Annotated in this window: 24 protein-coding genes, 1 tRNA gene and 1 riboswitch; of the genes, 9 read left to right on the forward strand and 16 right to left on the reverse strand. The window is 66.7% G+C overall.

Annotation, left to right across the window (positions count from 1 at the left end; all coding sequences use genetic code 11):
• Positions 1 to 21: 21 nt before the first annotated feature.
• Positions 22 to 801 carry a phosphate ABC transporter ATP-binding protein PstB gene (gene pstB / locus AC1DCF_RS18660; RefSeq protein ID WP_441790835.1) on the forward strand — a complete coding sequence of 260 codons (780 nt, stop codon included), beginning with the start codon at positions 22 to 24 and terminating at the stop codon, positions 799 to 801.
• A gap of 114 nt (positions 802 to 915) precedes the next feature.
• Here the strand turns inward: pstB and AC1DCF_RS18665 are convergent, their stop codons facing one another.
• From AC1DCF_RS18665 to AC1DCF_RS18680, 4 genes are all read right to left on the reverse strand, one after another.
• Positions 916 to 1803 (reverse strand): aminodeoxychorismate lyase, encoded by an 888-nt coding sequence (locus AC1DCF_RS18665; RefSeq protein WP_477212284.1) that lies wholly within the window; start codon positions 1801 to 1803, stop codon positions 916 to 918.
• Between the two features lie 206 nt (positions 1804 to 2009).
• A complete protein-coding gene (locus AC1DCF_RS18670; RefSeq protein WP_477212285.1) occupies positions 2010 to 2909 on the reverse strand; it encodes an anti-sigma factor in 900 nt (299 codons plus the stop codon).
• Entirely contained in the window at positions 2906 to 3490 is a 585-nt protein-coding gene (gene sigK, locus AC1DCF_RS18675) for an ECF RNA polymerase sigma factor SigK (protein ID WP_477212286.1), read from the reverse strand. The genes AC1DCF_RS18670 and sigK overlap by 4 nt, the downstream gene beginning before the upstream one ends.
• Before the next feature lie 384 nt (positions 3491 to 3874).
• A complete protein-coding gene (locus tag AC1DCF_RS18680; protein ID WP_477212287.1) occupies positions 3875 to 4504 on the reverse strand; it encodes a DNA-directed RNA polymerase subunit beta in 630 nt (209 codons plus the stop codon).
• Between the two features lie 117 nt (positions 4505 to 4621).
• Here AC1DCF_RS18680 and AC1DCF_RS18685 point away from each other — a divergent pair.
• Together AC1DCF_RS18685 and AC1DCF_RS18690 are read left to right on the forward strand one after the other, a co-directional pair.
• A tRNA-Lys gene (locus tag AC1DCF_RS18685) sits at positions 4622 to 4694 on the forward strand.
• A gap of 127 nt (positions 4695 to 4821) precedes the next feature.
• Positions 4822 to 5925 (forward strand): hypothetical protein, encoded by a 1104-nt coding sequence (locus AC1DCF_RS18690; protein ID WP_477212288.1) that lies wholly within the window; start codon positions 4822 to 4824, stop codon positions 5923 to 5925.
• Positions 5926 to 6079: 154 nt separating this feature from the next.
• Here the strand turns inward: AC1DCF_RS18690 and AC1DCF_RS18695 are convergent, their stop codons facing one another.
• Positions 6080 to 7348, reverse strand: a complete 1269-nt coding sequence (locus tag AC1DCF_RS18695) for an alpha-hydroxy acid oxidase (RefSeq protein WP_477212289.1) — start codon at positions 7346 to 7348, stop codon at positions 6080 to 6082.
• Positions 7349 to 7495: 147 nt separating this feature from the next.
• On the opposite strand from AC1DCF_RS18695, the gene AC1DCF_RS18700 reads away from it, so the two are divergent.
• On the forward strand, positions 7496 to 9175 hold the full coding sequence (locus AC1DCF_RS18700) for a PucR family transcriptional regulator (protein ID WP_477212290.1): 1680 nt from the start codon (positions 7496 to 7498) through the stop codon (positions 9173 to 9175).
• Positions 9176 to 9274: 99 nt separating this feature from the next.
• Here the strand turns inward: AC1DCF_RS18700 and AC1DCF_RS18705 are convergent, their stop codons facing one another.
• Genes AC1DCF_RS18705 through AC1DCF_RS18715 form a run of 3 tightly spaced genes read right to left on the reverse strand, consistent with a single transcriptional unit; the run spans position 9275 to position 12465 of the window.
• Positions 9275 to 10555, reverse strand: coding sequence for a DUF445 domain-containing protein (locus AC1DCF_RS18705; RefSeq protein WP_477212291.1), 1281 nt, complete (start codon positions 10553 to 10555; stop codon positions 9275 to 9277).
• Positions 10555 to 11610 (reverse strand): aldose 1-epimerase family protein, encoded by a 1056-nt coding sequence (locus tag AC1DCF_RS18710; RefSeq protein WP_477212292.1) that lies wholly within the window; start codon positions 11608 to 11610, stop codon positions 10555 to 10557. The genes AC1DCF_RS18705 and AC1DCF_RS18710 overlap by 1 nt, the downstream gene beginning before the upstream one ends.
• A gap of 9 nt (positions 11611 to 11619) precedes the next feature.
• Positions 11620 to 12465: a DeoR/GlpR family DNA-binding transcription regulator gene (locus AC1DCF_RS18715; protein WP_477212293.1), complete on the reverse strand. Its 846-nt coding sequence runs from the start codon at positions 12463 to 12465 to the stop codon at positions 11620 to 11622.
• Positions 12466 to 12550: 85 nt separating this feature from the next.
• Here AC1DCF_RS18715 and galT point away from each other — a divergent pair, with 85 nt between their 5' ends.
• Positions 12551 to 13738 carry a galactose-1-phosphate uridylyltransferase gene (gene galT, locus AC1DCF_RS18720; RefSeq protein WP_477212305.1) on the forward strand — a complete coding sequence of 396 codons (1188 nt, stop codon included), beginning with the start codon at positions 12551 to 12553 and terminating at the stop codon, positions 13736 to 13738.
• A complete protein-coding gene (gene galK, locus AC1DCF_RS18725; RefSeq protein ID WP_477212294.1) occupies positions 13735 to 14901 on the forward strand; it encodes a galactokinase in 1167 nt (388 codons plus the stop codon). Before galT ends, galK begins: the two co-directional genes overlap by 4 nt.
• Positions 14902 to 14994: 93 nt before the next feature.
• On the opposite strand, the gene AC1DCF_RS18730 is transcribed toward galK, so the two are convergent.
• Entirely contained in the window at positions 14995 to 15885 is an 891-nt protein-coding gene (locus AC1DCF_RS18730) for an ABC transporter substrate-binding protein (protein WP_477212295.1), read from the reverse strand.
• A gap of 163 nt (positions 15886 to 16048) precedes the next feature.
• Positions 16049 to 16528: a YbaK/EbsC family protein gene (locus tag AC1DCF_RS18735; RefSeq protein WP_477212296.1), complete on the reverse strand. Its 480-nt coding sequence runs from the start codon at positions 16526 to 16528 to the stop codon at positions 16049 to 16051.
• A 142-nt stretch (positions 16529 to 16670) separates the two neighbouring features.
• Between AC1DCF_RS18735 and AC1DCF_RS18740 the strand changes: the two genes are divergently transcribed.
• Positions 16671 to 17210: a gamma carbonic anhydrase family protein gene (locus tag AC1DCF_RS18740; protein WP_441790846.1), complete on the forward strand. Its 540-nt coding sequence runs from the start codon at positions 16671 to 16673 to the stop codon at positions 17208 to 17210.
• Between the two features lie 110 nt (positions 17211 to 17320).
• On the opposite strand, the gene AC1DCF_RS18745 is transcribed toward AC1DCF_RS18740, so the two are convergent.
• From AC1DCF_RS18745 to AC1DCF_RS18755, 3 genes are read right to left on the reverse strand one after another with little or no spacing between them, the layout of a single operon-like run.
• Positions 17321 to 18961 carry a tripartite tricarboxylate transporter permease gene (locus tag AC1DCF_RS18745; protein WP_477212297.1) on the reverse strand — a complete coding sequence of 547 codons (1641 nt, stop codon included), beginning with the start codon at positions 18959 to 18961 and terminating at the stop codon, positions 17321 to 17323.
• The gene (locus AC1DCF_RS18750) at positions 18961 to 19464 is read right to left on the reverse strand and encodes a tripartite tricarboxylate transporter TctB family protein (protein ID WP_477212298.1); all 504 of its coding nucleotides are present in this window, start codon (positions 19462 to 19464) and stop codon (positions 18961 to 18963) included. Before AC1DCF_RS18750 ends, AC1DCF_RS18745 begins: the two co-directional genes overlap by 1 nt.
• On the reverse strand, positions 19461 to 20468 hold the full coding sequence (locus tag AC1DCF_RS18755) for a Bug family tripartite tricarboxylate transporter substrate binding protein (RefSeq protein WP_441790849.1): 1008 nt from the start codon (positions 20466 to 20468) through the stop codon (positions 19461 to 19463). The genes AC1DCF_RS18750 and AC1DCF_RS18755 overlap by 4 nt, the downstream gene beginning before the upstream one ends.
• A gap of 298 nt (positions 20469 to 20766) precedes the next feature.
• Between AC1DCF_RS18755 and AC1DCF_RS18760 the strand changes: the two genes are divergently transcribed.
• Entirely contained in the window at positions 20767 to 22491 is a 1725-nt protein-coding gene (locus tag AC1DCF_RS18760) for a sensor histidine kinase (RefSeq protein ID WP_477212299.1), read from the forward strand.
• Positions 22484 to 23236: a response regulator gene (locus AC1DCF_RS18765; protein WP_477212300.1), complete on the forward strand. Its 753-nt coding sequence runs from the start codon at positions 22484 to 22486 to the stop codon at positions 23234 to 23236. Before AC1DCF_RS18760 ends, AC1DCF_RS18765 begins: the two co-directional genes overlap by 8 nt.
• 95 nt (positions 23237 to 23331) lie before the next feature.
• On the opposite strand, the gene AC1DCF_RS18770 is transcribed toward AC1DCF_RS18765, so the two are convergent.
• The 3 genes from AC1DCF_RS18770 to AC1DCF_RS18780 form a co-directional block, all read right to left on the reverse strand.
• Positions 23332 to 24216, reverse strand: coding sequence for a bifunctional methylenetetrahydrofolate dehydrogenase/methenyltetrahydrofolate cyclohydrolase (locus AC1DCF_RS18770; protein ID WP_477212301.1), 885 nt, complete (start codon positions 24214 to 24216; stop codon positions 23332 to 23334).
• Positions 24217 to 24592: 376 nt separating this feature from the next.
• Entirely contained in the window at positions 24593 to 25894 is a 1302-nt protein-coding gene (gene glyA, locus AC1DCF_RS18775) for a serine hydroxymethyltransferase (RefSeq protein WP_477212302.1), read from the reverse strand.
• Positions 25895 to 25905: 11 nt separating this feature from the next.
• Positions 25906 to 25994: riboswitch (ZMP/ZTP riboswitch) on the reverse strand.
• Positions 25972 to 26121 carry a hypothetical protein gene (locus AC1DCF_RS18780; protein WP_477212303.1) on the reverse strand — a complete coding sequence of 50 codons (150 nt, stop codon included), beginning with the start codon at positions 26119 to 26121 and terminating at the stop codon, positions 25972 to 25974. It overlaps the preceding riboswitch by 23 nt.
• Positions 26122 to 26370: the final 249 nt, after the last annotated feature.

The raw sequence follows: 26370 nt of genomic DNA on the forward strand, positions 1-26370 counted from the left end.
CCTGAACTCGAAGGAAACACAGTGTCAAAGCGTATTGAAGTCAACGACCTCAACGTCTACTACGGAAACTTCCTGGCCGTCGAAGGTGTCTCGCTGACGATTGAGCCGCGCACGGTCACGGCGTTCATCGGCCCGAGCGGGTGCGGCAAGTCCACCTTCCTGCGCACCCTCAACCGGATGCACGAGGTGATCCCCGGAACGCGCGTCGAGGGTGAGGTGCTCATCGACGGCAACAACCTGTACGGCCCCGGCGTTGACCCGGTGCTTGTGCGCCGCCAGGTCGGAATGGTCTTCCAGCGCCCCAACCCGTTCCCGACGATGTCGATCGGTGACAATGTGCTCGCCGGCGTGAAGCTCAACAACCGGCGGATGCCGAAAAGCGATGCCGACGATCTGATCGAGCAGTCGCTGCGCAGCGCCAACCTCTGGAACGAGGTCAAGGATCGACTCGACCGCCCCGGCTCCGGCCTCTCGGGCGGCCAGCAGCAGCGCCTCTGCATCGCGCGGGCGATTGCGGTGCAGCCTGACGTCATTCTGATGGACGAGCCCTGCTCGGCCCTCGACCCGATCTCCACCCTCGCCATCGAGGACCTGATCGAAGAGATGAAGGCTGATTACACGATCGTGATCGTGACCCACAACATGCAGCAGGCCTCGCGCGTCTCCGACCGCACCGCCTTCTTCAACATCGCGGGCACCGGCAAGCCGGGCAAGCTCATCGAGTACGACGACACCACCACGATGTTCTCGAACCCGAGCGTGCAGGCGACCGAGGACTACGTGTCGGGTCGCTTCGGCTAACCCTTCCCTCGGTGGTCGAGCCTGTCGAGACCCCGCGAGCCGAGCCTCAGACGTGACCCACGTTGAGAGATCGGCCGGCGGAGGTCTCGACAAGCTCGACCACCGGTTTGTCGGCTACGCCGTGCGCGCGAGCAGCGCCGCATTGATTGCGCGCGTCAGCTCCTGGTCGACCGGGAACGGCTCGCCGTCGAGCTCGGTCACCGACACGGCCAGACGCACGCTGGAGACCAGCCACGCCGCATCCGCTGCACGCAGCTCGTCGACTGTCACATCGCGGTACTCGGTGCGCTCCCCCTGCGCCTCGAGGTATTCGAAGACGCTCTGCTGGGTGGTGCCGTGTAGGATGGCGCCGCTCGGCGCCGGGGTCACGTAGACGCCGCCTGAACGGATGATCACGCTGGAGGTGGGGCCCTCCATCACGTAGCCGTCGGTGGTCACGAAGATCGTGTCGTCGGCGCCGCGGCGGTTCGCCTCGCGCAGCGCAGCCATGTTGATGGCATAGCTGAGTGTCTTGGCACCCATCAACAGCCACGGAGCGCGCTCGGCGACCCCGCGCGGGTAGCCGCGGTCCAGGGTGACAACCTTCACGCCCTGCTCGCGCACCCCACGGAAGTCGGCGGCCCGGGTGGCGTGCAGCCAGGCGGTCGGCGCCGGCCCGGCCTCGACCCCGCGGCTGAGCACGAATTTGAGGGCGAGCTCGCCCTCGGTGGGCAGCTGCGACACAGCGAGGGCGATGGCCGCGCGCCACTGGCCGGGGTGCGGTTCCGGAAGATCGCAGATGCGCGCCGAGTTGATCAGACGGCTGATGTGCGGCTCGACCTCGTGCGGGTGCCCGTTGACCACGGTCAGAGTCTCGAAGATGCCGTCGCCACGCTGAGTGCTGAGCTCGGCCACGCGCAATGCCGGCGCGCTTGAGTCGATCGGGTGGAACGTGTCGTCAAAGTTGGTGCGCGTGGAGTCGGCGGGCACCGGATCGATCAGCAGCGTGAAAGGCAATGTCATGAGGCGAGCCTAGTCGCCGCGTCAGGGCAGTTTTAGTTGAGTGACGCGCAGGTTCTCCCACCTCGGCGCGGTGTATCCCCACCGGCGTGCGCTCGACCCCGCGCCGAGCGGGATAGACCGCGCCGGGACCGGGCATCCAGCCTGGGTGCACGGGCGCGAACACGATCATCCGAATGAGACCCGGATCGCGCGTAAGATCGCGTGAGCTAGCTCTGGATCGCGATGATCGGCTTCGTGGTGGGCTGTTCCGAGCCACCCGCTGGTTCGACGGTGACACCGACGGCGTCGCCGGCCTTCATGGTGCCGTCGAGCACGCGCCAGACGGTTCCGCTGCCGGAGGAGGTGAAGGTTCCGGCCGAGACGGCTCCAGCGTCGTTGATGTACCAGAGCTGGTAGGCCTCGTCTTTCGGCAGCGCCGGCAGATCTTCGACCAGCAAGGCCGACTGACCGAGCTCGCCCGACCAGACGAGCGTGGCCGGCTGCCCGTCGGCCGTCGTCGTTGTCGCACGCTGGGCATCCGGTGCCGCGTTGATCTGAGCGAGCGCGCTCGCCTGCTGCTCGGCGAATTGGTTGGTGCTGAGCATTTGGCCGACGAGGGTTCCGCCGAAGAACAGCGCGACGGCCGCAGCCGCGGCGATCAGGATGGCGACGGGACGGGTAGACCAGCGTCGCGCAGCCCGGCGTTCTGCGGCGGTTTCGCCAGCGGATGCGGCTGGTGAGGGCAACGCGACGGCCCCCGAGGTGGTCGGAGCGTCAGCTGCCGACGTCGTGAGCACGGGCGGCGCCACCTGCGGCGTGGCTTCGTGGGGTGTCGCGGACTGCGGCTTCGTGACGGCCGACAGCGGCGTATCCGTTGAGAGCGGAGCATTCTGCGGGGTTGACGCGAGCTGAGCCATCAGATTCGCTTTCAGCGACGCGGAGGGCTGAACCGGTTTGACGGCGAGGCCGAGTGCGGCGGCGGTTTCGGTGAACTCGAGGGCTTCGAGATGGGCCTGTTGCGAGTCGCCGAGCTGCTTTTCGAACGCGGCACGATCTTCGGGGCTGAGCGCGTTCAGGGCATGGGCGGCTGCTGTTTCGCCGAAGTTGTCGCTCTCGTGCTTGGTCATGATGCCACCCCCATTTCGTCGCGCAATCGAATCATGCCGTCTCGCAATCGAGTTTTCACCGTGCCGAGCGGAATTTGCAAGAGTTCGGCGACCTCGGCCTGGCTGTAGCCGCCGTAGTAGGCGAGACTGACGGCCTGTCGCTGCAACTCAGACAGTCTGGACATCGCCCGCCCCACCCTTTCATTTTCGATTCGAACTTCAACGGTTTCAGAAACCTGGTCGTATTCGACAGCCCGATCGCGGATGCCGATCTTCAGATCACGGTCACGGCCGGCTTGCGAGGCACGAATGCGGTCGACGGCCCGGCGATGGGTCATGGTCATGATCCAAGTGGATGCACCGCCAAGACGGGGATCGTAGCGGGATGCGTTCTGCCAGATTTCCAGAAAGATCTCTTGCGTCACCTCCTCCGACTGTGCGTGGTCAATGAGCAGGCGCTTGACCAGACCAAGCACACGTGGCGCCATCTGGTCGTACAACTGGCCAAAGGCTGCTTGATCGCCCACGGACACCCGGGTGAGCAATTCTGCCGCTGAAACAGCGGCGCTCTCATCCAGGTTCGTAGGGGAGTCGGCGGTCATGACCCTAAGCATGTCAGTTCCGCTCCCGTTCCATGTGAGTGGTTCGGCACGAGGCCCACAATGGATTGGTTGCGGGCGCCGTGAGGTGGCTGTTAAAGGCCTGGATGACGCGAGCCGCGCTGTACTTGCAGGGCGGCCGCACCTGAATCGCGTGTGCATCCGTGTTCATCACGCTCATGCTGCATCGCATAAAAGGATGAGGCCAGGCCGCAGAACGCCTCTCGGCGGACGGCCGCTCTTGGCGGCGAATATTGGAGCCCGGGGTTACTGCGGCCCGACCGTTATCTATTGTAATCGAGGTCGACAGGGTGTTCGCCCGGGGCGAATAGCGATGACTTGTCGGGTCGATCTGGGCTCGACCTTCTCATTGCGCCGACCAACGAACTACTCCAGCGAGTGCTGCCGCCAGAGCCGCGCACACGAGGTGAACTCCTGCGCCGTGGTCGAAAACCGCAACGCCCGGCGGGTGAGCTCGTGAGACCTGGCCGGCTCCGTCGCATCCAGATCGTCGGCCACACTCGTGCACCCGGTCGCGATCACCCGGCAGAACGCCGCGGCACGGTCAAGCGCGACGGCAAAGTCGCCGGTGAAGAGGCCGCGCAGAATCTCGTCAGCGAGCGCGATGATCTCGTCGGGTCCGGTCGGGGCGGATGCGCCGGCGACGACAGGATCGATCGTCACGGCGACCTCGGTGCCGCGTTGGTAGAGGTAGGAGGTGCCCTGCGGGTCTTGCCGAATGAGCAACCGAATCAGGTAAATGCGCCACAACGCGCCCGGCAGGCTGCGGGGCGTCGCCCGCGACCAGAGTTCGGCGACCGCATCGATACCGTGCTCATCCGTGTAGGCGACCAGGCGTTCGACGGTGGCCGGGTCGGGGTCGCTGCGCACCCGGGACAGAACGGCGTGAGCGGTCTCGTGGGCGATTCGGCTGATCTGGGCCGGATCTTCGCCGCCCTTGAACGACTCGAACTTGCTCCCGGAGAACTGTGTCGGTTTGTGGAAATCTTCGGCCATGGCGTCCTCCTCGCGGTCGTCGGGCGATGGTGTGCATCCGAGCTGACGGGTACTGAACTGCAGCTTCAACGGTAGCGAGAAAAACTGCTCGCAAATCCACGCTAGATTATTAACCGCGGGCCTCTAGCTCAGTTGGTAGAGCAAAGGACTTTTAATCCTTGGGTCGTCGGTTCGAGCCCGACGGGGCCCACCCACTCGTTGGCCCGGTCTCCTCGTGAGACCGGGCCATTCTGGTTTTCGGGCATCCTGCCGATTGCGGTGTCGCTTCATGACGGCTCGTTCGGGCTCCCCTCTGATCGCCCGAATAGGATTGCTGCGTGACTCAGACCCCTCTCGTGCGTGGCGCCCACCTTGTCGGCTCCATCAACCAGCCCACTGCCGCTGACACTTTTCGCATCGTCTCCGAGAACCTCGGTGCGCACCTGACGCGTCTTCCCGACGGTGAGGTCGGCGAACGCTTTCACTGGATCCTGTTTCAGGGCGCCGCCTTCGACGCCACGCCGGGGCTGACCCGCCTGCCGATCGACCCGATCGTCGTGGCCGGCTTCGACCTGCGCCCGCTCCGCCTCGACGGAAGCGTGCCGGCCGATGAACTCGAGATCGCACCGCTCGGCTACGCCAGTGCCGCGATCGACAGTTACGCCCAGTTCGTCGCCCTGCGCGACGCCGGAACGATTCCCGCCGGCGTGCGCTTTCAGGTCTGTCTGCCGTCGCCGCTTGCTCCGCTGACCGCCTTTGTCTTGACTGCCGACCGCGCCGCGGTCTACCCCGCCTACGAGCGCGCGATCCTGCGCGAGCTTGCCGCCATCACCGCGGCGATCCCGGCCGAGGATCTGGCCATCCAATTCGACCTGGCCACCGAGTTCGCGTACATCGAGGGAGTTTCACTCGGCGGCGGCCCGCTCGTCGCCTGGTTCGCCGACGCCGACGCCGATTCCGCTGCCCACACTGCTGCGGTGATCGACGGATGCGTCGAGCTCGCGGCCCGCATCGCGTCGGCGGTTCCGGCCGAGGTAGAGCTCGGTTTCCACCTCTGCTACGGCGACGTCGCCGAATCTCACTTCGTCGAGCCGCCCGACAGCGCCCACCTCGTTGCCGTGGCCAACGGGCTGCATGCCGCGGTCTCCCGGCCGATCGACTTCGTGCACCTGCCGGTGCCGATTGAGCGCGATGACGCGGCTTACTTCGCTCCCCTGGCCGGCCTCACCCTCGGCACTCAGACCGAGCTATTTCTCGGCCTCGTGCATCACGAGGACGGCGTCGAAGGCGCCGAGCGTCGCATCCGTGCCGCCGCTGCCCCACTGACCGCCGCCGGAATCAACCAGTTCGGCGTGGCCACGGAGTGCGGCTTCGGGCGCGGCCCGGCCGAGCGCACCGCGCCGCTGCTGGCCCTGCATGCGGCGGTCATCGAGGCGAATTGAGGCACGCAGCGTTCAGAGTCCCCCTGGCGCGCGGTCTCGACAGGCTCGAACAACGAGGTGTTCGCAACTACGGAGAATTTGCTCGAATCGCGACGACAGGGGCCCGATTCGCCGGAATTCTGAAGATTCTCCGCAGTTGTGAACACGGCCTCGATCAATGAGCCGGTACACCGGCCTCGGCCTCCGCCTCCGCGGAGGCCGACGCCACGCGTCGCACGATCTCAGTGCCGCGCGCCTGGAGATCGGCGACCGAGGTGACCCCGACGAGCGTCATCGTGCGCAGCAACTCCTCGCCCAGGATGTCGATGACGCTCGCGACGCCATCCGCCCCGGCTGCGGCGAGGCCGTAGAGGTAGGGACGCCCGATCGAGCAGGCGTCGGCGCCGAGCGCGAGCGCGATCGCGATGTCGCTCCCCCGCCGGATGCCCGAGTCGACGTAGAGTTCCATGCTGCTGCCGACGCGCTGCCGTGACTCCTGCAGCACATCGAGCGGGCTCAACATGTGATCGAGCTGACGTCCGCCATGGTTGCTCAGCTGCACGGCGTCAATGCCGAGGTTCGCCGCCCGTTCGACATCGGCCGGGTTGACCGTGCCCTTCAGCACAATCTTGCCCGGCCACGAGGCGCGCAACGCTTCGAGGTCGTCCCAGCCCTGGGTCGACTCGGAGTGCCCGAGAATCTGCTCCCACATCGAGGGTGTGGCCAGGGCTCCTTCTGAACCGACCGGTTCGAGGTTTGGAAAACGGATGCCCTCTGCACGCAGAAAATTCACCCACCAGTTCGGTCGGGTGGCAATGCCGATCAACGACGAGAGGGTCAGCGCCGGCGGGGCGGTGAACCCGTTCTTGCGGTCGCGTTCCCGGGCCCCGAGCGCGCGCGTGTCGATGCCGACCACGATCGCGCGGTAGCCGGCCGCGGCGCAGCGATCGAGCTTCGCGCTCAACGCGCCCTTGTCGGGAGAGAGCCCCACATTGAACCAGCGGTCGAGGGTCGGCGACTGCGCGGCGATGTCCTCCATCGAGACGGTGCTGAGGCCTGCGACGCCGTAGGGAATCTGGGCGGCGGTCGCCGCTCGCGCCACGGCCAGCTCGCCGTCGGGATGGAACAGCCGGGTCGCCCCGGTCGGGGTGAGCGTGATCGGCAAGGCACTCGGGCGGCCAAGAATCGTGGTGTGCAGATCGGGCAGGTCCACGGCACCCCAGGCCGGCATCAACCCCCACTGCTCGAACACCGCCCGGTTGCGGTTCAGCGTGGCTTCGTCTTCGGAGCCCCCGTCGAGATAGTCGAAGATTCCGGCCGGCAGCGCACGCCGGGCCGCGGCACGGTACTCGGCCACATTGAATGCGTTCGCGAGCACGCGACGTTGCCGCGACAACACCGGAACTCTCACTTGAACGAGCTGCCTGACATCGTTGAGCTTCATGTGATGCCTTTCCGGGTCGAGAGGGGGTCCCGATCGACCGGGTGCCTGCGCCAGCCTAGAATCGCGAGTGTCCACTCTCTATGGACATCCCCACGAAGACGCAGGGTTCAGATTGTGATCTCCTGCCAGTAGCTCGGAGAGACCACCGTGAAAAATCAGCCGGGCGAACAGAAGAGCAAGCCGACGAGCGCACTCGCGATTGAGACGCCTGCACCCGACGCCGAGCACCTGCCGAGCATCGCCGAACTCGCCGACACCCTCGGCCCGGAGATCGCCGGCCTCGTCGAAACCACGGCCGACGTGAACCGCACCGTGACGGGCACCGTTCTCTACGACCGGTTCGCCAGAGCCCCGCAGTTTCCGGGGGCCGTGGCCCTGGCGAACGGTCTGGCCCTCTCCGGTGACCAGCTGGTCGGGCAGCTTGAGCACATGAGGGATGCGGGCTACCGCGCGCTGGTCTACAAGGCCCACGGCGCCCCGGAAGCCGAGTTGCATGCGGCCGCCCGAGCCGCCGGAATCGTGTTGTTTCGGGCCGCGGACAGCGTTCCCTGGGACCAGCTCACGGACATCCTGAGTGCGGCCATCACCTCACACGGCCAGTCCGGCCGGAGCCTGGTCGATGTGCGGCCCGGCGACCTGTTCGAGCTGGCCAACAACGTCGCCTCCCTGGCCGGCGGGGCGGTGGCCGTCGCCGATATCGAGCAGACGCTGCTCGCCTACTCGACCTTGCCCGGGCAACCGATCGACGAGACCCGGCGCAACTCGATCCTGCAAATGCATGTGCCGCACACCGACCAGAATGACGTCGACTACCGCCGCGTTCACGCGTCGCGGGAGGTCGTGAGCGTGGCCCCCAAAGCGCACTCCTTCACCCGCTCGGCCGTCGCCATCCGTGCCGGCAGCGTGGTGCTTGGGTCGCTCTGGCTGATCGACCCGCCGGATCGGTCGAAATCCGAGACCGATCGCATCCTGCTCGAAGCGGCGAACGTCGCGGCCCTGCACCTGCTGCATGGGCGCACGCACCGGGATTCCGTGCGCGCACGGCACCTCGAGTTGGTGCGCCCGCTGTTGTTCGAGCCGGGCCGGGCCGAACTCGCTGCCGTGCAGCTCGGCATCGCCGCCGACCGCGTTCGGGTCGTCGCGATCGGCACCTGGAACACCGCGGGCACGACCCCCGACGCGGTGCAATCGAGCCTGCGTCTTTTCGATACCGTGCGGGCGGCGTGCGCGGTCTGGCTGCCGACCGCGGTCTGTGGACTGGCCGACAATCTCGTCTACGTGGTGCTGCCCCAAACGAAAACCTCGTCGCAGGCGTTCCAACGCGAGGCGATTCTGCGCATCGCCCACCACACCCGGCGGCTGCTCGATCGCCCGGTTCTCGCCGCGATCGGCGTCGCGATGCCGCTCGAAGCGGTCATCGACTCGCGACTCGACGCCGAGAGCGTGCTGGCGGTGTTGCTGCGCGACAGCGAAGACGGCCGGGTGCTCCCGGGCAGCGACGACATCGTCGCGGATGCGATCACGCTCGGGCCCCGGCTCCGGCTGCGCCAGATCGTTGCCGCCCTGCGTGCGGCAGGTCAGTTGCCGGGCGAGGTGGCGACGTCCATTGCCGCCCATGATGCGATGAAGGGCACCGCGTTCGCCCCGACGGTGCTCACCTATCTGGATTGCGGTTCGAACGCGATCGAGACGGCGTCCCGGCTGAAGCTGCACCCGAACACGGTGCGGTATCGCCTCTCCCGGCTCGAACCGCTCTTCGGGGTGCGGCTCGACGATCCCGAGTCCCGGCTGCTCGTTTGGCTGCAGCTCTGGGCGAACGAGAACTGAGCGACGCGGGTTCGGCGCCGCGGCGCGGGTTGGCTCCGACCCGCGCAGCGGCGCCCGACCCGCGCGACGCCCCAACTCCGACAAACAGACTCCGGCAGATCACCCCCAGAGGGCGGAGATCGCCTGCGCAGTCGTGAAGATCGCGAGCCCGGCCAGCGCACCGACGACGGTGCCGTTGATGCGGATGAACTGCAGGTCCTTGCCGACTTGCAACTCGATCTTGTCGGCCGTCTCGCCGGCGTCCCAGCGTTCAACGGTTTCGGTGATCACTCCAGCGATTTCATGCCGGTACTGCTGCACGGCGTAGCTCACCGAATCGGCGATCCACCGGTCGATACGCCCGCCGAGCGAGCGGTCGCCGACCAGCCGGGCGCCGACATCCAGCAGTGTCGACCGAATGCCGCGGCGCAGGCCGCTCGCAGGGTCGGCCAGCCCCTCCGTGAGCGAGGCTTTCACGGCCTCCCACGTCTCACCGGCGAACTCCCGCAGTCGTGGGCTGTCGAGCAGGTCGATCTTGAGCGCCTCGGCCCGCAGGATCGTAACCGGGTCTTTCTGCAGATCCCGCATCAGGTCGGCCAGGTACGCGTCGAGCGCGATGCGCATCGGATGCCGCGGATCGCGCCGCACCGCGTGGATGAACCCGAGCACCTCCTTGAATGCCCGGTCGTCGACCATCTTGTCGAGGAAGCCGGGAACCCAACCGGGCAGACGTTCGGACACGGCCTGACCGAAAGCCTCCGGATGCATGCGCAACCAGACCTCTGCCTTGTCGAGGAGCAGATCGATTGCCGCATGCTGTTGGCCGGAGGCAACCAGCCGCTCGCCGACCCGACCAATGCTGGGACCCCACTGGGGTTCGATCAGATGTTCGCGCGCGGTGGTTTCGATCAGGTCTCTGATGTCATCGTCGGAAAGCAGGTCGAGGATCCCTGTTCCGGCCACCGCCAGCTCCTGGGTGAGCCGATTGGCGTTCGTGGGCTCACTCAACCAGGTGCCGACGCGCGCCGAAATGCCCATCGACTCGAGCTTGCCGCGCACCACGGCTTCGGACAAAAAGTTGGTCTCGACGAACTCGCCGAGGGTCGCACCGATCTCGTCTTTGCGGTTCGCGATGATGTTGGTGTGCGGGATGCGGAGCCCGAGCGGGTAGCGAAACAGTGCCGTCACGGCGAACCAGTCGGCGAGGGCGCCGACCATGCCGCCCTCCGCGGCGGCACGCACGTAGGCGAGCCAGGGGTATTGGTCTTGCAGGGCGAAGGCAACGGCGAAAATCACAGCCATCACAAGAAGCAGTCCGGTGGCCAACCGCTTCATGCCGGTGAGGGCATGCAGCCGTTCGGCGTCGGCCGGGCTGAGCAGGGCCACGCGCGGCGATGTCATCAAGAGTCAGCCCCAGCAGTCGGCCCAGCGAGCGGCCCAGCGAGCGACGCGGCACCCGGTGCTGCGGACTGGTCGAGGTCGAACCCGTCGTGGCTGATCCCCCAATTCACGCTCCACCGCTCCCCCGGTTGCAGCCAACGCAGGCCCGCCCCGCTGTTGAACGCGTTGGCCGGCGCGGTCATCGGTTCGATCGCGATCGCCTGGTGCGTGGCCGGTCCCACGCCCTCCGGCCCCGCACCGTCCGGCCCCGCACCGTCCGGCCCGGCCGGCGACGGAAAGCTGCGCGGTGTGAACACCTGCACGTAGCGCATGTTCGCGTCGCCCCACAGGGTGAGCGCGCGACCGTCGGGCGCGGTTAACCGGTGTTCGACCCGACCCGCCTCCATCGTGACGTCGGCGTAGCCGCTATCAAGGTCGAGATCACCGACCACCCGGCCCTGACGCAGGTCGAACGCAGTTCCGTCAACGGCCTGCTGCCCGACAGGATTCTGGCGTTCGTCAACGAGGATGCGCGTCGCCGCGCTCACCTGCACGGTCAACTCACTCGTCGGCACCCCGCCGATCTGCAGATAGGGATGCGCTCCCACGGCGTACGGGGCGGCATCCGAACCCACATTGTGCACACCGTGCGTCACGGTGAGGCCCTGGGGCGTCAGCGTGTACTCGACGGTCGTGTCGAGGTGAAACGGGTAGCCGGACTGCGGAAAGATCGTGGCGGCCAGCGCGACAGATCTCTCGCTACCGCCGATTCGCCGGTAGGGCATGAACCGCAGCAAGCCGTGGCTGGCGTTGTGCTTGGCCGGCTCGGTGATCGCCAGTTGGTGGGTCACTCCGCCCTGCGTCCACTGGCCGTCACGGACGCGATTGGGCCAGGGAACGAGCATGATTCCGGCCGCCATCGGCGGCGTCACGCTCTCGGCAAACGTCTCGACGAGGTCTATGCCGTTTACTGCATACGACCGCAGCCCGGCCGCCACTTCGGTGATCACCGCGGTGGATCGCCCGGCTGCCGAGTCGACGGAGAGGCGATGCTGGAAACCGGTGGGTGCACTCATGCGCCCAGCCTATTCCGGCTGGATCACTCTCAACCCGGCTTCACGCAGAAGATCGAGTTGGGAAGCGGGAGCGGCAGCATCCGTCACCAGAGTGTCGAAGGCGTCGAGCGGTCCGACGGTGCCGAGGTGGGCCTGGCCCAGCTTCGACCCTTCGGCGACGACGATCGCGCGCTGGGCCGCGGCGAGCATGAGCGTTTTCACGCCGGCTTCCGGCAGGTTGATGTTGGTGACGCCTCGGGCGGCATCGACGCCGTTGCAGCCGATGAAGGCAATGTCGGCGTGCACGCTGCCGAGGATGGTGGCCGCCAATGGCTCGACGAGCGAATGCTGCAGCGGGCGCAGCGATCCGCCGGTGACGATGACGGTGAAACGGGGAATCGTCGGTTCGAGTTCGAGGGCGATGCTCAGGCCGTTGGTGATGATCACGACGTCGGTGAGCTCGGTGCGCTCGGCCAGGGCTCGGGCAATGGCAAGCGTGGTGGTGCCGACGTCGAGGATGATGCTCTGGCCGCTCTGCACGAGTGCTGCGGCCAGGGCACCGATCTGCTGCTTGGGTATGACCGACGATTCCAGCGACTCTTCGAAGGACTGCTCACGCACGGCACCCTGCGCACGCCCACGCGGCACCGGCATCGCGCCGCCGTGTACCCGGGTGAGCGCTCCGGCCGCTTCGAGCGCGTCGAGATCGGCGCGTGCCGTGACTCCCGAGATGCCGAACGTCGTGCGCAACTCGCTGACCCGCACGAATCCCCGTTCGTCGACGAGACGTTCGATGCGCTCGCGCCGCACGGCGGCCGGAATGATCTCCCGCTCACGGGGAGCATCCGCGTCGGGATGTGCGCTGTCATCAACCATGCTTCCATCTTCACTTATCGTCGTTTACTTTTCAATACGCAACCCTGTGTTTCGATTGCGCAAATCGGTTATTCTGGTGACTGTGATGGACACCACTATCGACAGCCCCGCCGGCACAGCCGCGGGCACCACGGTTCGCGCCTTCGTGCGCGACGAACGCATCGCCAGGCAGCAGCACACCCTGGCCGACGGCCGCGAGCTGATCTACTTCGACGACCCGAACACCACGCTCGCCCCCGACCGGGCCCCCGATCTGCGGGAGCTAGCTCCTCGACCGGGCACGGCATCGATGCGTCAGGATCCCCTGACCGGCGAATGGGTATCGATCGCGGCGGCGAGGCAGAACCGGGTGTTCCTGCCCCCGGCGCACCTCGATCCGCTCGCGCCGACGACGCCCGGCAACCCGTCGGAGATTCCGAGCAACTACGACGTTGCGGTGTTCGAGAACAAGTCGCCGTCGTTCGGCCCTCTTCTGACGGATGCCGACGCCCCCGCCGATCTCGACGACCTGTCGACGATCGGCCTGGGTCGCACGCGCACCTCGGTGGGTCGCTGCGAAGTGGTGGCGTTCAGCCCCGAGCACGAGGGATCGTTCGCGAGTCTCTCCACCGTGCGGGCGCGCACCGTGATCGAGGCCTGGGCCGAGCGCACGCACGCGCTTTCCCAGCTTCCGGGCATCCAGCAGGTCTTTCCGTTCGAGAATCGTGGCGAAGCCATCGGCGTGACGCTGCACCACCCGCACGGCCAGATCTACAGCTACCCGTACGTGACGCCGCGCACCCAGCGGGTGATCGACTCGATCGAGCGATACGGACCCACGCTGTTCGCCGACATTTTGGAATCGGAGCGGGCCGGCGACCGCGTCATCCTGACCGGCGAACACTGGACGGCGTTCGTTCCGTTCGCCGCCCGCTGGCCAATCGAGGTGCACATGTTGCCGCACCGCCACGTCGCCGACTTCTCCGAGACCTCCCTGGCCGAGCGCGATGAGCTGGCCGTGCTCTACCGCCGGCTGCTGCGCGGCATCGACGAGATCTATGAGACGCCGACGCCCTACATCGCCGCCTGGCACCAGGCCCCGGTTGCGACGCACCGTGACGACATCCGTCTCATGCTGCAGGTGACGAGTCCGCGTCGGGCCGCCGACAAGCTCAAGTTTCTAGCCGGATCCGAGGCCGCCATGGGCGCCTGGATCGGCGACATCGCGCCGGAGCAAGCCGCCGCGGTGATTCGGGATGCCGTGGCGACAGCCATCGGGAAGGACACAGAATGAACACCCAGACCCTCGAACAGGCCGCACGCGTCGGCTTCGACAGCCACTTCGCGCACGAGCCGGTCGGGCTCTGGTCGGCGCCCGGTCGCGTCAACCTGATCGGTGAGCACACCGACTACAACGACGGCTTCGTCTTTCCGTTCGCCATCGACCGGCGCACGGTCGTTGCTCTTGCTGAGCGCGGCGACCGGCTGATCCGTGTCGCCAGTTCGTTCGCCGACGACGCGATCGAGATCTCGCTCGACGAGTTGTTCCCCGAGAACCTGCACGGCTGGTCGGCCTACCCGCTCGGCGTGGCCTGGGCGCTCGGCCAGTTCGGCGCCGACCTTGACACCCAGACCGGTTTCGAGATCTACATCGACTCGGATGTGCCGATCGGAGCCGGCCTGTCGTCGTCGGCCGCCATCGAAAGCGCGGTCGCCGTGGCGCTCAACGACATCTGGGATCTCGGCCTTGACCGCCGCACCCTCGCCACAGTCGGCCAGCTCGCCGAGAACCGCGCGGTCGGCGCCCCCACCGGGATCATGGACCAGTCGGCGTCGCTGCTCGGCGAGACGGATGCCGCGGTGTTCCTCGATTGCCGCAGCCTCGACTCGGAGGTCATTCCGCTCGGCTTCGACGAGGCGGGCCTCGAGCTGCTGATCATCGACACCCGGGTCAGCCACTCTCACGCCACCGGCGGCTACGCCTCGCGTCGCGCGTCGTGCGAAAAGGGCGCTGCGGCGCTCGGCACTGACTCGTTGCGCGACGTCTCGGTCGACGACCTCGGCCGGGCCGCCGAGCTGCTCGACGACGAGACATTCCGCCGCGTGCGCCACGTCATCACCGAGAACCAGCGCGTGCTCGACACCGTGCGCACGTTGCGCGAGCAAGGCCCGACCGCGATCGGTGAGCTGCTGGATGCCTCGCACGTGTCAATGCGCGACGACTTCGAGATCTCGGTGGCCGAGCTCGACCTCGCCGTTGAGACAAGTCGTGCGGCCGGTGCGATCGGCGCCCGGATGACCGGTGGCGGGTTCGGCGGGGCGGCGATCGCGCTCACCCCGACCGCGCTGATCCCGACCGTCGAGGCGGCGGTGCTCGATGCTTTTGCCGCCGCGGGGTATGGAACGCCGGAGCTCTTCGTGGTGCGCGCCGCAGCTGGAGCCGGCCGCACCGCCTAGGCTCGGGGCCGGCCGAACGCCCGCGCCATCCACCTGAAAGCGCCGAGCGCAGCGAGAGCTGCGACCGGCGCTTTCAGGTGGAGGCGCCGAGCGCTAGCTCTTTCCGCCCGCGTTGATGGTGATGGTGTCCAGGCCGCCGTCGGCGACACCCCAGGCGTCCAGAATCTTGCCGTAGGAGCCGTCGTCGACCATTGACTGCATCGCCGCCTGTACGGCTTCGGCCATGCCGGAATCCTTCGTCACGGCGATGCCGTACGGTGCGGCGTCGAAGGTCTTCCCCGCGGTCTGCAGCTTGCCGTCAAGCTTCGAGATGGCGTAGAGGGTGACAGGTGAGTCGGCGGTGAACGCATCGGCCTGGCCGAGAACGACCGCGGTGGCCGCGGCATCCTGCGTGTCGAACGGCAGCTTGTTGATCGCCGGCTTGCCGGCCGCTATGCAGGCATCACTCTTCGCAGGGATCTCATCGGTGTCCTGGTAGGTGGTGGCCTGGACGGCTACGGTGAGCCCACACGCGTTGTCGGGGTCGACATCCTTGCCCGTCGGCGATGCCCACTGGATGCCGGCCACGTAGTAGTTGACGAAGTCGACCTGCTTCTGGCGCTCGGCGTTGTCGGTGAAGGAGGACACCCCGGCGTTGATGCTGCCGGCGACGATGCCGGGAATGATGGTCTCGAACCGGGCGATACTGAAACTCGGCTTCAGGCCGAGCGTCTCGGCGAGTTTAGTGCTCATCTCCATCGCCCAGCCGACCGGTTCGCCGGCGTCGTTCTTGAACTCGTTGGGCGCATAGTTCGGGCTGGTGCCGATCACCAGTGTGCCGGCGTCGGCGACGTTTTTCGGCAGCAGCGCTGCGGCCTCGGCGTTGACGCCGTTGGCGACGGGCGGCTTCGTCTCCGCAGCGGTCGGCGCCGAATTGTCGACGCAGCCGGTCAGCAGCAGTGCGCCGAGGGCTGCGAATACGGGGAGTACATGTCGAGCGCGCATTGGTCATCCTTTGTCAGTTATTCATCTGTGAAGCTCTGAACCGGTGCAAGTACGGTGAGCCTAGATTCGCGTTCCGTCACGCTCTATAGACAAACGGATGAAGTGGGCCGGGTCTGCTTGTGAGAACCTGCCAAGGGTCTGACTCTGCCGCAGGGCGTGAGGTTCAGTCAGGGGCGACGGTGACGGCTTCGCCGCCCGTGATCCGCACCAGCTCGTCAAACGTGGTCGGGAAGACGGTGTGCGCATGCCCGGCAGCGGCCCAGACCGTGGGATAGTCGGCCAGCGCCACATCGACGAGCGTGCGGATGGGTGCCGGATGCCCGAGCGGGGCGACCCCGCCGATCACCTGGCCGGTCGCATCCTTCACCGTGTCGGCCGACGCCCGCTTGATCGTGCCGCCCAGCTGTTCGCCGAGCCAGACCGTGTCGACCCGGTGTGCGCCAGAGGTGAGAACCAGCAGCGGTGCGCCGTCGAGCGTGAAGATGAGCGAGTTGGCGATCGCGCCCACCTCGATTCCGAGCGCCGCGGCGGCGGCCTGCGCCGTCGGAGTGGCGTCATCGAACCAACGGATGTCGGGGGCGAGGCCGAACGCGTTCAGCGCCTCGCGCACCCGAGTGACGGCGGGATGTGATGTGTTCACCATGCGAGAAGCCTAAGGCGCGCGTCACCTGAATCGTCCGTGAGGTGTCAACTTGCCAACTTGTGCTCGTTGAGCGCGTCGCGCAGGAGCACAAGCCGGCCCCTCACGGGACGAGAGCACCGGACCCGGCGCTAGGCTGGCCGACATGGCTGTCGATCCTTCCGCTCGCGTTCTGTCCCTGCCGAACCTGCCGGCGCCCGTCGTCGCCGAGTCGGCGTTTGTCGCTCCCGGCGCCGTGCTCGTCGGCCAAGTCACCCTCGGTGAGCGGTCCAGCGTCTGGTACAACGCCGTACTCCGTGCCGAACAGGAGCCGATCTCGCTTGGTGCCGGCTCGAACCTGCAAGACAACGTCTCGTGCCACGTCGACCGTGGCTACCCGCTCACGATCGGTGCGGATGTCTCGGTCGGGCACGGCGCGGTGCTTCACGGCTGCACGATCGAAGACTCGGTGCTCGTCGGCATGTCCGCGACGATCATGAATGGTGCCGTCATCGGCGCCGGGTCCCTCGTCGCGGCCGGTGCGCTCGTGCTCGAAGGCACGGTCGTTCCGCCCGGATCACTCGTCGCCGGCGTCCCGGCCAAGGTGCGCCGCGAGCTGACCGACGACGAGATCGCGGGCATCCGTGTGAATGCCGAGCACTACCTCGCCCACGCGGCGCTGCACGCGCACGCCACCCCCGCGTAACTCCTGAACGCGCCGAGCTTGACCGCCCCGGTCGAGCTACCCCGGCGTGCCGGGGAAAGTCGACCGCACGTGTCAAACTCGGCGCTGAATTGAGGCCGGAACCGACGGCGTCAGTGAACGAGCGAGTCCGGCCGATCTGCGGGGGCCTCCGCAGCGCCATCCGCTGAATCGCCCACAGTGGACGTCCCGGCGGCAGGCCCCGTTGATGGCCCGGTCAGGGTCCCGACGGGAGGCCCGGCAGCTGGCCCCGCACCGTTCAGGCGATCGCCCAGCTTGTTACGGAGCATCCGCACGAGCGGCGGCACGAAAAGGAACACCGCAATGACCGAATAGAGCACGACCGCGAGGGGTTCGCTGACCAGCGCTGCGGGGTCACCGGAGCTGATCTGCAACGCCCGGCGCAACTGACGCTCCATCTCCGGGCCGAGGATGGCGCCGACGATGATCGGAAGCACGGGGAACCCATAGCGCCGTGCGATATAGCCGAGGGATCCGACGAGCAGCAGAATCACAATGTTCATTGACTGCAGCCCCGACGCGTACGCGCCGAGTGTGGCAAAGAACAGGATGCCCGCGTAGAGGTACGGCCGCGGGATGCGTAGCAACTTGGCCCAGAACGGTGCGAGCGGCAGGTTCAGAACGAGCAACAGGGTGTTGCCGATGAACAGGCTCGCGATCAGCGTCCACACGAGAACCGGCTCGGTCGTGAAGAGAAGCGGTCCCGGGTGAATCCCGTACTGGTTGAACGCGGCGATCATCACTGCAGCCGTTGCCGTCGTGGGCAGACCCAACGTCAACAGCGGCACGAGCGTTCCCGCCGCCGAGGCGTTGTTCGCGGCCTCCGGGCCGGCCACGCCCTCGATGGCGCCGTGCCCGAACTCTTCAGGATGCTTCGACAGCTTCTTCTCGGCGGCGTACGACAGGAAGGTGGGAATCTCTGCTCCTCCCGCCGGAATCGCACCGAATGGGAATCCGATCACTGTGCCGCGCAGCCACGGTTTCCAGCTTCGCTTCCAGTCATCCTTGTCCATCCAGGGAACACCGACCGGAATCGTCGCCGGCTTGCTCTGACGCAGATGAGCGGCGATCCAGAGCGCCTCCCCCACGGCGAACAGGGCGACGGCGATGACAACGACGTCGATCCCGCCGGCCAACAGAGGCTGACCAAACGTCATTCTCGGTTGCCCGCTGGTTCCATCCATGCCGACCAGGCCGATCGTCAGCCCGATGAACAGGGAGGCGATGCCGCGAATGCGGGAGGAACCGAGCACGGTGCTGACCGCGATGAACGCGAACACCATCATGGCGAAATAGGAGGGAGCTCCGAGGCTGATCGCGATCGAGACGATGAACGGCGCAACGAACACAAGCGCAGCGGTGGCGATCGTGCCTGCCACAAAGGAGCCGATCGCGGCGGTCGCAAGCGCCTGGGCCCCTCGACCGGCCTTCGCCATTTTGTTGCCCTCGAGAGCGGTGACGACAGAGGAGGACTCCCCGGGCGTATTGAGCAGGATCGACGTCGTCGACCCGCCGTACATGCCGCCGTAGTAAATCCCAGCGAACATGATGAGCGAGCCGGTCACGTCGAGCGCGTAGGTGAGCGGCAGGAGCAGCGCAACGGTCATTGCCGGCCCGATGCCGGGCAGCACACCGACCGCGGTGCCGAGCAGCACACCGATCAGTGCGAACAGCAGGTTGTCGAGCGTGAGCGCGTTGGTGAATCCCTGCATCAGCAGGGCGAGATTGTCCATTAGAGAATTCCTGTCAGCAGTCCGGCCGGCAATGGAATGCCGAGGCCGAGCACAAAACCGTAGAAGGTCGCCGCGGCAAGCGCGGCACCGATGAGCAGGCTCAGAAGGTAGCGGCGCGACCCGAGCAGGATCGACGCCCCGACGAAGAGCAGAGCGCTCGAAATGACGAAGCCGAGGATGTTCATCAACAGCGCCGTGAGCAGGATGAGCCCGCCGAGTCCGAGCAGAGTCGGCCAGTGTGCGCCCTGTGACAGGTCGATGTCCTCGCCGTCTTCCTGCTCACCGTGCCCGCCACGCAGCACCGTGACGGTGAGCGCGATCGCGCTCAGCGCCAACCCGAGGGCGATGATGGCCGGCACGACCTGCGGGCCCATCATTCCTGAGCTGATGGCGGTGTGACGGATGTTCGCAGCATCGACTGCGACGACGAGTGCGGTCACCCCGAGCCCGGCGGCGACGCCGAGCTCGGAGCGGCCGCGCATCAGGGTGCGAAGGGAGGTCACACCAATCCCAGATTTGTCAGAACTGTCGAGACCCGCGAGTCCTGCTCGGTGAGGAAGGATTCGAACGCATCGCCGGTGAGGAAGGCGTCGGTCCAGCCATTGTCCTTCAGAACCTTCGCCCACTCCTTGCTGTCGTGCATCTCGGTGACTGCCGTGACGAGCCTGGCCTGCTCGGTCTTGCTGAGACCTGGCGCAGCAAGAAGCCCGCGCCAGTTGGTGAAGACGAGGTCGACACCCTCCTCGGTCAGGGTCGGGGCGTCGATCACCGGAACGCGCTCTTCACTGGTCACAGCGAGGACGCGCAGATCGCCAGACTTGACTTGTTCGAGGAACTCGCCGTAGCCGGATGCCGCGAACTGGAGCTTGCCGCCGAGTACGGCCGGCAACAGTTCGCCGCCGCCGTCATACGCGACATAGTTGACCTTGGACGCGTCGATGCCGACGGCATCCGCCAGTTGCATCGGCAACAGGTGGTCCGGACCGCCGGGTGATGACCCTCCGCCGACCGGGAACGCGGCAGGGTCGGCTTTCCAGGCGACGATCAGGTCGTCGAGGGTTTTGTACGGAGAGTTTGCCGGCACGAAGATGGCGCCCGCCTCTTCGATCAGGCGGGCGATGGGCGTTGCCGCAGCAATCGTGGCGTCGCCTTCGTTGGTGTACGCGGCGCCGACGACACCGAGTCCCATCACGAGCAGAAAGTTTGCGTTGCCCTTTTCGGTCAGTGTACGGGCGAGTCCGACTGTGCCGCCGGCCCCTGCGAGGTTGGTGACCTCTGTACCGGAGGTGATTCCGATTTCGTCCATGACCCGCACCGCGGCCCGGCCGGTGACGTCATAGCCGCTGCCGGGAGCGTTAGGAACCATGACCTGAAGGTTCTTGATCGGGCCGCTCTCGGCGACGGGTGCGGCAGCACTGGTGACACCGCATGCGCTCAGGGCGAGCACCAAGCCCGAAGCCAGGATTGTCGTGCCGATGAGGCGCCGCGCCGTTGCAGGTTTTCTCATTGTGATCCTCTGATTTCATGGTCTGCCTCGTTGCCGACCCAGGTAATGGTGCGCAGGGGCTCACCAGAGGCACAACTTATGGTCATAGCGAACGTTGTGTAGCTTGTGACCGGTTTTGCTTCTACCCCATTGTGAGGGACTATTTCAGGGGGCCAACGACGACCAACCTGGAGGGCATGTGCATTCGCAACTGCTTCGCCCGCCCTCACCGTCTCCCTCACCATCATCGGGCCGCGTTCGGACCAGGCTCAGCCTCACCCGCCAACTCCTTATCTTTCAGCTCAGTCTCCTGGCGATCGTGCTCGTCGCAGTCACCGCTATCTCCCTCGAGCAGACCACCACGAATTTCAACTCGGTGCAGCAACGACGGATGCTCGCGGTCGCCGAATACTCAGCCGCCAACCCCCTCCTGCGCAGCATCCTCTCCGCTACCACCGGACTCGCGGTGCCACGCACCATCGGCCCCTCCGACGGCCTCGACGGTGTCGAAGCTGCCAACCAGCGATTGACCGGCCCGGTCGAGTCGTTGCGCACCACGACCGGAGTCGATGAGCTGCTGGTAACGGATGCCGCCGGTCGGGTGCTCGCCTCACCCGCCGACCCGCGCCTTCTGGGTAGGATCGAGCACCCCTCCGACAGCCCCAATTCTGACGGCGCCTGGGCCGGCGTGGCTCCGATCGGCGAAGTCGACCATGTCGTTGCCCGGGTTCCCGTTCTCGACAACGCGGGTCGCCTTGTCGGAATGATCATCGCCGGGCGCCGAATGCCTCCGCTGTCCGGCTTGCTCGCCGCCGCCGCACCGAATCTGCTCACCTACCTGGGCGTCGCGGGAATACTCGGCGCTGCAGGCTCCTGGTGGCTGGCCGCGAGGGTGAAGCGTCAGACACTCGGCCTCGAGCCAGAACAAATTGCGCGCCTTGCCGAGCATCGAGAGGCGATGCTTCATGGCATCCGTGAAGGGGTGATCGCCGTCGATGCCGACGGCGTCATCACCCTCGCCAACGATAGTGCTCACACCTTGCTGAGCCTCCCCGACGACGCAGAGGGCCGTTCGATCGACGACGTCGGGCTCGACGCGGAGGCAGTACTCGCCTTGCGTTCTCATCGAACTCTGGCCAGCGACAGCCCCCTGGTCAACAATGGGGTACTGCTGGTGCTCAACCAGACAACGATTCGGCCACCCAACTCAATCCCAGAAGTCGTCACGACTCTGCGCGACCGCACCGAGCTGGTCACCCTGCAGCGCGATCTGGGCAGTAGTCAGCAAGCCACCGACACCCTCCGCGCCCAGACCCACGAGTTCGCCAACCGTCTGCATACGATCTCGATGCTGATCCAGCTCGGCGATGCCGACGCGGCCGTCGACTATATTGACGCGGTGACTCGCGATCGTTCCGAGCTTGATCGCGACGTTCTGACGCGGCTCCAGGAGCCGTCGGTCGCTGCGCTCGTGATTGCGAAGGCATCCCTCGCTCGGGAGCGGGGCGCCGAGCTTTCATTGAGTCAGGACTCTGCGTTACCTCGCGTTGATGGCCTGCTCGGCGCGGACCTTGTCACGGTCATCGGCAACCTGGTCGACAACGCGGTCGACGCAGTGACCGGTGCAACGGTCCGCGTGGTCTCGCTGGACATCCGTGTGATCAACGTCGACGCCCATCGCAGCGGGACAGAGCCTGAAGCCACTCACCGCGCCGAGGTGCGAATCACTGTCGCTGACAGCGGACCCGGCATCCAACCCGAGCTACTCGGCCACATGTTCGAGGCCGGGGTCACATCCAAGACGACAGTGGTCAGCGATGCGGGCTCCGACGACGCTCACCGCGACGGTGCCAACAACCACAGCGCCCACCACGGCTACGGCCTCGCGATCGTCAGGCTGGTCGCGACCCGGCGCGGCGGCACTGTCGACTACAGGCACAACCACGGCACAGTGTTCGAAGCCGTGTTGCCGGTGCATCCCGACACGGCGGTGCCGGCCGAACCCGCCAGAACTCTCGCTTTGAACGGGGCACATCATGCTTGACGTACTCATTGTCGACGACGATTTCATGGTTGCCCGCGCACACGAACGTGTCGTCGAGCAGGTTGCCGGCTATCGGGTGGTCGGAGTTGCCCACACCGGTGCTGAAGCGCTTGCGCTCCTCACCGCGCTCCGCCCTCGCCTCGTACTACTCGATATCTATTTGCCGGACATGACCGGTATCGACGTCATCCGTCAGGCCAGATCACGTGGCCACGATCTCGACTTCATTGTGTTGAGCGCCGCACGGGAGGCCGAAACCATCAGCGCAGCCCTGCAGGGTGGGATCGCGAGTTACCTCCTCAAACCGTTCAAGCTCGAGGAGCTGCGTTCACGATTAACCGGCTACGCCGAACGTCGGCGGTTACTCGGGCGCCCCGGTGACCTCAGCCAGAGTGACCTCGACCTCGCACTCGGAACGTCGGCGTCGGCGTCGGCCCCGCCCGCGCTTCCCAAAGGTCTGAGCAAAGAGACCTCGTTGCTGGTCGCGCGCTCGCTCGTCGAGAGCGCGCCGGATGTTGCAGCATCCGAGTGCGCCGAGGCGCTCGGCCTCTCCCGGGTCGTCGCCCGCAAGTACCTGGAGTACTTCGTGCTCACCGGGCAGGCCTCCGTCACCTTGCGCTACGGCCAGACCGGCCGACCGCAACGACGATACGCCTCCCGCGTGATCGCGCCGGAGACGGCCGCGCTGTACGCGGCGGTCACCGCCGTCGAGATGTCCCACCCCGCCCCACCTCGCCGAGCTTGAACGTTCCGGTCGAGATGTCCCGGTGCGCCGGGGAAAGTCGACCGCACCTGTCAGCTTGGCGATTGATCCACGCAGGTCGGGTGTGGCCGAGCAGGCTAACGAGCGAGGGCGCGCTCCGCCGCATCGACCACATTGCTCAGCAGCATCGCCCGCGTCATCGGGCCGACTCCGCCCGGGTTCGGTGAGAGGTAGCCGGCAACGGATGCGACGGCCGGGTCCACATCGCCGGTCAGCTTTCCCTTGCCGGTCTCTTCGTCTTGCACGCGCGTGATTCCGACATCGAGCACGGCGGCGCCGGGCTTGATCCACTCGGGCTTGATCAGGTGGGCGACCCCGACCGCGGCCACAACGATATCGGCGCGGCGCACCTCGGCGGCCAGGTCGATCGTGCGGGAGTGCGTCAGGGTGACCGTGGCGTCGAGGCCCTTGCGGGTGAACAGCAGGCCGAGCGGGCGCCCGACGGTCAGGCCACGGCCGACGACGGTGACGTGCTTGCCGCTGATCGGCACGTTGTAGCGCCGCAGCATTTCGACGATGCCGGCCGGGGTGCAGGGCAGCGGGGAGTGCAGTTCGCCTTCGATGCCGAGCACCAACCGGCCGAGGTTCGTCGGGTGCAGACCGTCGGCATCCTTCGCCGGGTCGATCGCCTCGAGCGCGGCGTGCTCGTCGAGGCCCTTCGGCAGCGGCAGCTGAACGATGTAGCCGGTGACGGCCGGGTTCGCGTTCAGCTCGTCGATCGCCGCACGCACATCGGCGTCGGTCGCCGTGGCGGGCAGGTCGACGCGGATCGACTCGATGCCGACCTCGGCACAGTCGCGGTGCTTGCCCGCAACGTAGGAGCGGGAGCCCGGGTCGTCGCCGACGAGCAGGGTGCCGAGTCCGGGGGTGATGCCGTGGGCCTTGAGCGCGGTGATGCGCGCGGCCAGCTCGGATTTGACCGCGGTCGCGGTGGCGACGCCGTCGAGGATGATTGCCGTCATTGCATGTTCCGTTCTAGTTGCCCGCTGTGCGCTCGCTGCGCGTCACGTGCGGGGCCCGAGTCCGAGCATCCTGTGCCGAACTGCGGAAATTCTGTGATTCGTCGTGGCTTCGGCCCCTGCCCGCCTGCTCCGGTTTACCACGATGGGTAAAATCTCCGCAGCTGAGCACAGCGCCGCCACGTTAAGGCCGCCACGTAAAGGAGGAGATTCGGCGCCACACCGACAGCGAACGCCCGATTACCGCGGCGTGTCGCAGATTCTCCTCCGAAGCGTGAAGCGAGAAACGAGACGCGAGTGGGACAGGGAGGGAAAGACGAAGGAGGAAGTCAAAGAAAAGAAGAAGGGCCGGCCGAATGACCCCGGCCGGCCCCGACTACTACTGGTGCAGGCCGCTGTAGAGCGGGAACGCGTCGGTCAGAACCTTGACGCGCGCACGCAGGCCCTGGATGTCGGCCTCGGGCTTGAGCGCCTCGGCGATGACGTCGGAAACCTCGGTGAACTCGACGTCGCCGAATCCACGGGTGGCGAGGGCCGGGGTGCCGATGCGGAGGCCGGAGGTGACCATCGGCGGGCGCGGGTCGAACGGAACCGAGTTGCGGTTGACCGTGATGCCGACCGCGTGCAGTGCGTCTTCGGCCTGCTGGCCGTTGATCGGCGAGTTGCGCAGGTCGGCGAGAACCAGGTGCACATCGGTGCCACCGGTGAGCACGTCGACGCCGCCGGCCTTCGAGTCGTCGGCGGTCAGGCGGTCGGCCAGGATGCTGGCGCCGCGCAGCGTGCGCTCCTGGCGGTCCTTGAATTCAGCGGTGCCGGCCAACTTGAACGCCGTCGCCTTGGCGGCGATGACGTGCATGAGCGGTCCGCCCTGCTGGCCGGGGAAGACGTTGGAGTTGAGCTTCTTAGCCAGCTCCATGTCGCGGGAGAGGATGAATCCCGACCGGGGACCGGCGAGGGTCTTGTGCACGGTGCTGGAGACGACATCCGCGTAGGGAACCGGCGACGGGTGCAGGCCGGCGGCGACGAGACCGGCGAAGTGAGCCATGTCCACCCAGAGCTTGGCGCCGACCTCGTCGGCGATCGCGCGGAACGCGGCGAAGTCGAGGTGACGCGGGTAGGCCGACCAACCGGCGATGATGACCTGCGGCTTGTGCTCGAGGGCCTTATCGCGCACGACATCCATGTCGACGCGGAAGGTCTCTGGGTCGACGCCGTAGGCGACCGGGTTGTAGAGCTTGCCCGAGAAGTTGAGCTTCATGCCGTGGGTGAGGTGACCGCCGTGGGCGAGTTCAAGGCCCAGGATGGTGTCGCCCGGCGTCGCGATCGCCGACAGCACTGCGGCGTTGGCGGTGGCTCCGGAGTGCGGCTGAACGTTGGCGTACTCGGCGCCGAACAGTGCCTTGGCACGGTCGATGGCGAGCTGCTCCGCCACGTCGACGTACTCGCAGCCGCCGTAGTAGCGGCGTCCGGGGTATCCCTCTGCATATTTGTTCGTGAGCACGGAGCCCTGCGACTGCAGCACGGCGCGCGGCACGAAGTTCTCGCTCGCGATCATCTCGAGGTAGTCGCGCTGACGGCCGAGCTCCTGCTCGAGAACCGCGGCAATCTCGGGGTCGACGACCTCGAGGGGCTCGTTGAAGGTGTTGAGTGGTTGCGTGGACACGGAGGTCTCCTTAGACATTCGAAAATGGATGTCGTGGCCCAGGCGCGCGGCCACTAACCGTGTCAGTCGCTCCCCGATGGTGACCCATCTTCGTGCTACGCCAGTTGCGACGCGCTCAGCCTATCAGCCGCGGCGGCGCCCTCGTTCAGCGTACGAGCAACGCCATCGCGTTGGCTGAGGAGGCCGCCTGCACTGGCCGTCTCAAGCACCTCGGCGGTCTCGGTGATCGAGCCTGTCGAGATCAAGCGAGCCGATCTTCAGACGCGACCCGGCTTCAGAGGCCGACTCGCGCGGTCTCGACAAGCTCGACCACCGGTCACGCACGGCGGACACCCCTCCCGGTGGTCGAGCCTGTCGACGCTTCTATGGGTCGTGTCAAGGGGCGTTCGCGTTGAGTTTCCTGAAGAGTGAGCGTGCGATGTAGCGCTTGAGGCAGCGCAGGATCTTCTCGGGGGTCTTGCCTTCTTGGGTGCGTTTGGCGACGTAGGAGATGG

Source organism: Leifsonia sp. 10L418 (assembly GCF_056395445.1).